This is a genomic window from Antarctobacter heliothermus (assembly GCF_900188425.1).
GTDB classification, from domain to species: Bacteria; Pseudomonadota; Alphaproteobacteria; order Rhodobacterales; family Rhodobacteraceae; genus Antarctobacter; species Antarctobacter heliothermus.
Genome location: NZ_FZON01000155.1, coordinates 1 through 1,277 on the forward strand (window position 1 = coordinate 1; position 1,277 = coordinate 1,277).

The 1,277-nt window shown below is 67.2% G+C and carries 3 protein-coding genes and 1 pseudogene; all 4 read right to left on the reverse strand.

Features of this window, described 5'->3' with window-relative positions; all coding sequences use genetic code 11:
* Positions 1-299, reverse strand: a pseudogene (locus tag CHB90_RS26005) (phage tail tape measure protein); the annotation flags it as partial.
* Positions 280-450, reverse strand: coding sequence for a DUF7697 family protein (locus CHB90_RS27655; RefSeq protein WP_170941202.1), 171 nt, complete (start codon positions 448-450; stop codon positions 280-282). The pseudogene CHB90_RS26005 and the gene CHB90_RS27655, both read right to left, overlap by 20 nt.
* A gap of 68 nt (positions 451-518) precedes the next feature.
* On the reverse strand, positions 519-956 hold the full coding sequence (locus tag CHB90_RS26010; protein ID WP_089280574.1) for a hypothetical protein: 438 nt from the start codon (positions 954-956) through the stop codon (positions 519-521).
* A partial coding sequence (locus tag CHB90_RS26015; protein ID WP_245823398.1) for a phage tail tube protein occupies positions 957-1,277 on the reverse strand: 321 nt, incomplete at its 5' end.

Genomic DNA, 1,277 nt, shown 5'->3' on the forward strand with positions numbered 1-1,277 from the left:
AGCACCTGAATGCTGGCGACCGTGGTCTTGAGCGAGGCCGCCAGCTTGGCCTGCGCATCAACGGTCTGTAGCCCCGAGCGGATCATGGCCACGCCTGCCGCAGCAGCAGCGGCCACAGCGGCAGCGGCGGCGAGTTTGACGCGCCGGGAGAAGGCGGCGAGGCGCGTGTTCGCCGCCTCCATCTCCCGGCTGAGCCGCCCGAACCCGCGCGCGCCAGCCTCGCCTACGCCCTCCAGTTCGGCGCGCACCTGCCGTCCGCCGACCGCCCCGAGGCGAACGCTAACCCGTTTTTCTGCCATGCAAAGGATCCATCTGTTCGTTGAGTTTGGTCACCATCACCGCCTCTATGACGGGCAATAGTTCGGCTGCGGCGGTTGGCGGCACGCCGAGCGCGTCACCCAGTGCGAAGGCTGCGGTCAGGTCCCAGCCGATCACCGCGCCGGGCGACACGCGGAGTTGGCCGCCGAGACGACCGACGAGGTCCCAGACCTGCCAGCCCTCGAATGTGGCGGGACGGTTCAGCCGCGCCGGGCAGTCTGGGCAGGCTTGCTGACAGGCCTCGCAGTATCGCTCGCCCCCGCCGAAGGACCATTCGGCGAGGGCGTGGAGACGTTTTTTTCCTGTTCCAGCAGCAAGCCTTTGGAGACGTAGGTCAGCTGAAAGGCCTCGAAGATCGGCCAGATATCCAGGAGCGCGTCGATGGCGTCCGGACTCGGGTCGATGGGCTCTCGCTCGGCATTGCCGATGCCCTCCCAGGCAAGAACCGCTCGTCGTGCCAGCGCCTTCGCGAAGGCGACAGCGCGCTCCTCGTCGGAAGCGTCATCGGGCACGGCCTCTACGGCTGGGTCGCTGCGCGTGGCCACCATCAGCGCGGTGGTCAGCGGGCGGAGTTGCACCCGCACGCCGGGGGCCAAGTCATGCCAGCGCGGCGCGTTGGTCAGGTCGAGTGAGAGCATTCAGTATACCTCGATGTCATTGATCAGGGTTGCGGTGCACATTCGCCCGACCGTGCTGTCACGCGCGGCCTGCCAGTCGAAAGTCGCCTGCACGCCCTGCGGTCCGGAAATCTCGATGCGGGGGCGCGGCAGGTACACGGCGTGCACGGTGAATGTGAAGCTCTCGCCAGAGGGCAGCATATAGGCAAACTCGAGCTCGCAAGGATCGCCGTTGATTGCCTGTGTCACCAGAGTCTGATCGGCGAACCGGACCTCGATGGAGCCGGTCAGCGCGGCGATGGAGGGATCCGCCCCGTCGATGCGACCGTCCGAGCGGATGGT